Origin of the sequence: Trueperella sp., assembly GCF_043424875.1 — a bacterium.
Taxonomy (GTDB): Bacteria; Actinomycetota; Actinomycetes; order Actinomycetales; family Actinomycetaceae; genus Trueperella.
The window spans coordinates 1-6,253 of sequence record NZ_JBHWPL010000011.1 but is presented as its reverse complement, the minus strand read 5'-3'; the positions used below and the strand labels follow the sequence as shown (position 1 = coordinate 6,253).

Here is a 6,253-nt window from a genome sequence, read left to right as displayed (position 1 = left end):
AAGCGGCGCGGGATCGTCGAACCGCCGCGCACGCCTTGACCTGATTGGCATAACCCCTGGCCAGAGCCCGGGCGGTCACGAGAATCGGCTCGGCCGATGCGTGCAGCGCAATCGTCAGTGCCTCGCGATCGCGGTGTTGCCAGTCGCGGGCGGAGGCGGGCGAGCCCTCGGGATGGAACTGCACGCCGAGCGCCGAGCCGGCACGGAAGGCCTGAATGCCGCGGTCGGAATGCGCAAGAGTAGTCGCCCCCACCGGGAGCTGAACCACCCAGTCGTTGTGATTCTCCGTCACGACACTCGTGCCATCAATGCCATCAGCTCTCACGACGTCGGCGACAACGTCATCCGAGCCCGCCGCGTCAGTCCACGTGATCGTCGTCGGGCCAAATTCGCCGGATTCGGGCGCGCCGAGCGAGACCTTGCCGCCGAGCGCAACCGCGAGGAGCTGGTGCCCCAAACAAATGCCGAGGGTCGGGACGTCGTCTTTGACCGCACGGCGCAGCAGCGCGCGCACGGGCTCCGTCCATGGCTCAAGGGAATACGCGTTGTATTTGCCGCCAAGGACGATCAGCCCGTCTCCAAGGTTGAGGTCGTCAGCGCCGGCGTCAGGGATCGTATCCTTCTCCACGTCGATCACATTCACATGCACGCCCTGTTCCGGAAGCCATTGCCCAAAGAGATCGAGGGGAGAGGTCGGGTCGGGTTGAATCACGGTAATGCGCGCGTGCAATTGGAGTCCTTACAAATAGTGCGTTCGTTGAATTATTGTCCGACCGGGCAAAAAGTTCAATACTCCACGCCACATTTTCCTTGCGTGACCTATGATTCCGGGCACCCTCACGCTGAGATGCGGGTGGGCGCGGGTAGACTATCGCCCGTGAACGAACTGATTCTTGGTATTGAAACGTCCTGCGACGAGACGGGCGTTGCGCTCGTGCGCGACGGGGAGCTGCTCGCGGACGTCACCGCGACCTCCATGGACGAGTACGCCCGCTTCGGCGGCATCATCCCCGAAATCGCCTCGCGCGCCCACCTGGAATCCTTCATTCCCACCCTCGACGCGGCGCTTGAGAAGGCGGGAGTTGGGCTCGACGACGTCGACGCGATCGCCGTCACCGCAGGTCCAGGGCTTGTGGGTCCGCTGACGATCGGGATGTCCGCCGCGAAGGCGCTTGCGCTCGCGCTCGATAAGCCGCTGTACGGCGTCAACCACATTGTGGGGCACATCGCCGTGGATCAGCTGGTCAATGGCGAGTTCCCGGATCGGTTCGTGGGCCTCGTTGTATCCGGCGGTCATTCCCACCTGATGAAGGTGGATAACATCGCGAGCGAGATTGAGGAGCTCGGCGGCACGTTGGACGACGCCGCGGGGGAGGCGTTTGACAAGGTTGGGCGCCTGCTTGGCCTGCCGTACCCCGGCGGCCCGCACGTTGACAAGCTCGCACAGCAGGGCGACCGCCACGCGATCCGTTTCCCGCGCGGGCTCTCGCGCGGCAAAGACAAGGCCCGCCACGCGTTCAACTATTCCTTCTCCGGCATGAAGACGGCGGTTGCCCGCTATATCGAGGGATGCGAGGCGCGAGGGGAAGAGATTCCGCGCGAGGATGTTGCCGCAGGCTTTTCTTTCGCCGTGTGCGACGTGCTTCTCGAGAAGGCGTTTAGCGCATGCCAGACCTTTGGCGCTGACACGCTCGTCATCGGGGGCGGCTTCTCCGCGAACTCGATGTTGCGCGAGATGGCCGCAGAGCGCGCCGAGAAGTACGGGATAACCGTTCGTATCCCGCCCATTCGTTACTGCACCGACAACGGCGCAATGATCGCTGCTCTGGGATGGTCGCTCGTTAGCGACGGCGTGGACGACTCGCCACTTAGCGTGACCGTCAATACCGGCCTGCCGCGCGAACAGATCGTCCTGCGCTAGCGAAGCCGCCCGGCGCGAGGCGACCAGACGGCGTCGTGCTCTCTAAATCAGCAGGAGCGACAGCGCCATGACCGCCATGCCCGCGATAAGCCCTGCCATAGCGTGATGGTGCTTGCCGAATTTTTCGGCCGAGGGCAGTAGTTCGTCGAGGCTGATGTAGACCATGATGCCGGCGACGGCGGCGAAGGACATGCCGAAGATCGTGTCGTTCATGACTCCGCGCAGCAGGAAGTATCCGATGAGCGCGCCGGCGGGCTCGGACAGGCCGGAGGCGAACGAGAGGCCGAACGCTTTGCGGCGCGATCCGGTGGCGTAGTAGATCGGGACCGAGACGGCGATGCCCTCGGGGATGTTGTGGATCGCGATTGCGATGGCGATGGGGATGGCCATGTCGAGGTCGTAGAGGCCTGACATGAAGGTGGCGAACCCTTCCGGGAAATTGTGCAGGGCCAGTGCGAGCGCCGTCATCGAACCCATCCGCATGAGTTTGGCGCGCGAGTCGGTGTCGCGGCGGTATAGGACGTCTGCGTTTCCTGGGGCCGAAAGGAAGTTTTCGGAATCGTGGAACTCGTGCGGATTCGATACGTCGGGAACCATTGCGTCGATAATGGCGATCACCGCGATGCCGATGAAGAATCCGCCGACAGCCAGCCATGCAGCGTTCGAGTGGGTCTCGGCCATGGCCTCTTGCGCCTTCGGCAAGATCTCCACGAACGACACGTACAGCATGACTCCCGCCGAGAATCCAAGTGCCGTGGACAGCAGGCGGGGAGTGGGCTTGCGAATCAGAAATGCGATCGCTGCGCCGACGCCCGTGGCTAGGCCAGCCATGAGCGTGAGCAAGAATGCGGGAAGTACGTTTTCCATGAGCCCTTACGATAGTTTTCGGTATACCGAAATCTTCCACTTTTTCCGCGAGATAATCAACTTTCGCGCCTCAGGCGTGGCGGGCGTCTCAGGGGCGTTTGGCTGACGTGGATGCAACCGGCGAGTTCGGAGCGCTGGCAGTGGTACTACGCAGGTGCTCTTGCGCGGGACCGGTACGCCGGGTGGCGCGCCGGGTGGGCGCTAGCGGGGAGGGGCGCCGGGTGGGCGCTAGCGGGACCGGTACGCCGGGTGGGAGAGCTAGTGGGACTACACCCGCTCGCACAGGATGGCGCGATGCTTGCCGGTGATCGTGGGCGTGGCAATAAGAGTCATGTCGCCGGGGAGTTTCGGGTCGAGCTTGAGCTTCTTGCGCAAAATCTCTGGGTCGACTCCGGTGCCGCGCTTCTTAATCTCCACTCGCCCGACGCCAAGTTTCGTCAGCGCCTTGCGGATGGGCTTAGGCTCGAGCGGTAGGACGCTCACGACAGTGAATCCCTGCAGGAATGGGGTGTCGAGCAACTCGTTACCCGTGAGGTAGGCGATCCCCTCCGCGACCGGCGAAATGCCGAACTCCTCGCACATCGAAGCGATGGAGCCCGAGCGGATAATCGCGGGATCCGGTTCGTAGATGAGCAAGCCCAGCGCGTCGGGAATGACTTGAGTGGCGGGCACGCGCGGGTCTTCGACTCCTGAATCCCAGCGATGGGCGCCAGTCGCGGAATCGATAACGAGGGCATGCCTGCCGGGTTTCTCTGCTGCTGCGCCGAGCCAAATCACCGCCTCAACCAGATCGCCATCCACGGAAATCCATTCGACGAGTGCGTCGGCGGGTAGCGCGTCGTAGTCGATACCCGCCGCAATCTTGATGCCTGCCGAGTCGAAGCGTGAGGCCAGTTCGATCGCCTCGCTCAGCGGCGGGCTCCAATCCTCCGGGTTCTTCAACCGCCGGCCGTCTCGCCGCCTCGCGGGGTCGATCCAGATGGCATCGGCGCCGATGGCCGCCAGATCGACGTCGAACCCGTTGGCATTGATGACCTCAACCTCGGGGAAGGGGCGCAAGTTCAATCGCGCAGCCTCGGCCGTGTCCGCATCCATCTCGATCGCCGTCGCCTGGAAACCCAGTGCCCCAAACGCCATCGAATCCGCCCCGATGCCCGAGCCGAAATCGACGATGTGCTCGGCGCCCGCGGCTCTGAATCGCTCGGCGTGGAATGCGCCGACAGCCAGCCGCGTTGCCTGCTCGAGACCCTCTTTAGTGAAGATCATCCGCTCGGCGAAGGGGCCGAACTTATCCGCCGCGCGCTCGCGCAAGCGGGACTGCGTCAATGCCTCGGCGATCAGGCCGGCGTCGTAACCCTCGCGGCGTAGTTGCTCCGAAAGCGCCATGACCCTCTCCGAATCATACGGAGGCATAGAGTCGAGAAGTTCAAGGCCGTCGTCGGTTAAGAGTTGCGAGAATGACACCCTTTAATCGTCTCATACACGGACGAGGTCGGGCTTATCGCGCGCGGGTGCGCCGGATCGTTCAAGCTTGGTCGCCCGGTCGACGTCGTTGAATCGTGCCGCCACAAGCCAGCCGAGGTGGAAAATCGTTGCGGCGAACAGGATCGTGCCGAGCTCGTATTGCGGGCTCGGGGTGCCCGCGAACACCGGTCGGTGCTTGAGGTAGAAGTAGTTGCCGTCGAAGAGTGCGTTGGCGCCGATCGCCACGAGGAGGTAGACGACGAAGCCGCCGAGCGCGATGCGGTACGAGCGTCTGCTCGGGCGCCAGCCGTACGCGATCCATGCGAACAGGGGCAGGATGATGATCAGCGCATGCGACACCAGGAATGACCAGCCCATGAGGTGCGTGATCGGGTAAATGCGCTGGGGCAGCAAGAACGTGAAGTAGGCAAAGATGCCGAGGAAGGAAGCCAGATCCATGAGCTCGCGCTTGCGCGTGAGGAGCCACGCTAGGCCGAGGAGGGTAGTGATGCGGGAGATGTGGAGGGGTAGGCCGTCGCCGAGGTTAAAGGTGGGTTGGCTGAGGTACCAGATCTGCATGAGCGAGAACTGCGTGAGCGATATGGCGAGGATGGACCAGTGGACGAGCGCGCGGTTTGTGTGCCCCCAGCGGCGGCGGGTGAGGAGGAGGGTGATCGCTACCGCCACGATGAGAACATAGAGAATGTGATTGAGGCCGAAAAGCTGGATGTAGGGTCTGTTCGGATCAGTAAACCAGTCCATGGCGCCAAGCTATCGCGGGCATGTGACCGCCCGGTTGCCGCCAATGAATCACCGCGTGGCGGTTTGCCGAACCGTGAGTCTTGCGTGGGGTGCGCTCAATTTTGGCGGCGGCCGTTCGCAATTAGCGAGCCTTTGGCCACTCGTTGGCACTCACCTTGAACGAGTGCCAAAAGATGGTTAGAGTTCTTGAGGTAGCAAAAGCTACGTCTGGTTTTTACCGGCCCCCGCGACGGCGGTTAGCCAGCAACACGAAGTTTTTTTGACAAAGAAGGGGGAGCCGAATGTCGGTCTCCATTAAGCCGCTTGATGACCGTATTGTCATCCAGCAGGTTGCAGCTGAAGAAACCACCGCGTCCGGACTTGTTCTGCCGGACACCGCCAAGGAGAAGCCGCAGGAGGGTACCGTCGTTGCAGTCGGACCTGGCCGCGTCGATGACAATGGCAACCGCGTGCCGATGGACGTGTCGGTTGGCGATGTCGTGATCTACTCGAAGTACGGTGGCACCGACATCAAGTACGGCGACGATGAGTTCATCATCCTCAGCCAGCGCGACGTGCTTGCAGTGGTGACGCGCTAAGCGCCATCCAGTTGAGCGCCTTGCCGGCTAAGCGCCTACGGCAGTACATCGCCTAAGGTAGCTCAGGCTCGCAGGTGCTCAGCGAAACAGCTTTCGGGGGAGCGGATCCGGTTTCGGATCCGCTCCCCTTTTGGTTTGCTGTTATGTGGTTTGCCGTGATCCGGTTTGTGGTGATGTGGTTTGTGGTGATCCGGCTCGCTTTGATCTAGTTTGATGCGGTCCAACCGCAATGACATGGTTCGTGACCATGCGATTCGTGATTACGTCGTTCGCTGATGAGAATCTCAGTTTGAGTAGGTTCACTACCGTTCAATGAGAAGGTGATGCTGTTTGTCGCAGGTGATTCCGAATAGTGGCAGGCAGTGCTTTTTTGTCCGATTCAGCGGCTGATCGTGCGGCTAGATTCTCTTTATTCGACTCACCTGCCGCAACTTTAGTGACCCACGAGCGCGAAAGTCCCAAAATCGCCTCGATTCGGCCATTTTCTCACTAAACTTGCTGCCCTTTTCGCGAGAGTTTGTTTTTTGAGGCAGTATTACGGCGTCTCAGCGGGATGGATCGTCAGGAATGAGCCAGGTCAGCAAGACGGGAACGTGCTCGATTGCGAGCGGGATAGCTGGAAGAGCGCAGGCTGGTGCGGTGGGCTGGAAGGAGGATTCGC

Annotated in this window: 6 protein-coding genes; 2 read left to right on the top strand and 4 right to left on the bottom strand. The window is 61.8% G+C overall.

All coding sequences use genetic code 11. The features are described 5' to 3' along the window. The coding region (locus ACHFFR_RS00675) for a type 1 glutamine amidotransferase (RefSeq protein WP_394262342.1) at positions 1–730 on the bottom strand (730 nt) is incomplete at its 3' end. 117 nt (positions 731–847) lie between these two features. On the opposite strand from ACHFFR_RS00675, the gene tsaD reads away from it, so the two are divergent. Further along, entirely contained in the window at positions 848–1,921 is a 1,074-nt protein-coding gene (gene tsaD, locus ACHFFR_RS00670) for a tRNA (adenosine(37)-N6)-threonylcarbamoyltransferase complex transferase subunit TsaD (RefSeq protein WP_394262343.1), read from the top strand. A 42-nt stretch (positions 1,922–1,963) separates the two neighbouring features. On the opposite strand, the gene zupT is transcribed toward tsaD, so the two are convergent. The 3 genes from zupT to ACHFFR_RS00655 all read right to left on the bottom strand — a co-directional run bounded on the left by zupT (position 1,964) and on the right by ACHFFR_RS00655 (position 5,014). Then, positions 1,964–2,788 (bottom strand): zinc transporter ZupT, encoded by an 825-nt coding sequence (gene zupT, locus ACHFFR_RS00665; protein ID WP_394262341.1) that lies wholly within the window; start codon positions 2,786–2,788, stop codon positions 1,964–1,966. A 267-nt stretch (positions 2,789–3,055) separates the two neighbouring features. After that, positions 3,056–4,174: an SAM-dependent methyltransferase gene (locus tag ACHFFR_RS00660; RefSeq protein ID WP_394262340.1), complete on the bottom strand. Its 1,119-nt coding sequence runs from the start codon at positions 4,172–4,174 to the stop codon at positions 3,056–3,058. A 90-nt stretch (positions 4,175–4,264) separates the two neighbouring features. Continuing rightward, a complete protein-coding gene (locus ACHFFR_RS00655; RefSeq protein ID WP_394262339.1) occupies positions 4,265–5,014 on the bottom strand; it encodes a TIGR02206 family membrane protein in 750 nt (249 codons plus the stop codon). 281 nt (positions 5,015–5,295) lie between these two features. Between ACHFFR_RS00655 and groES the strand changes: the two genes are divergently transcribed. Then, positions 5,296–5,592, top strand: coding sequence for a co-chaperone GroES (gene groES / locus ACHFFR_RS00650; protein WP_394262338.1), 297 nt, complete (start codon positions 5,296–5,298; stop codon positions 5,590–5,592). The last annotated feature ends 661 nt before the right edge of the window (positions 5,593–6,253 follow it).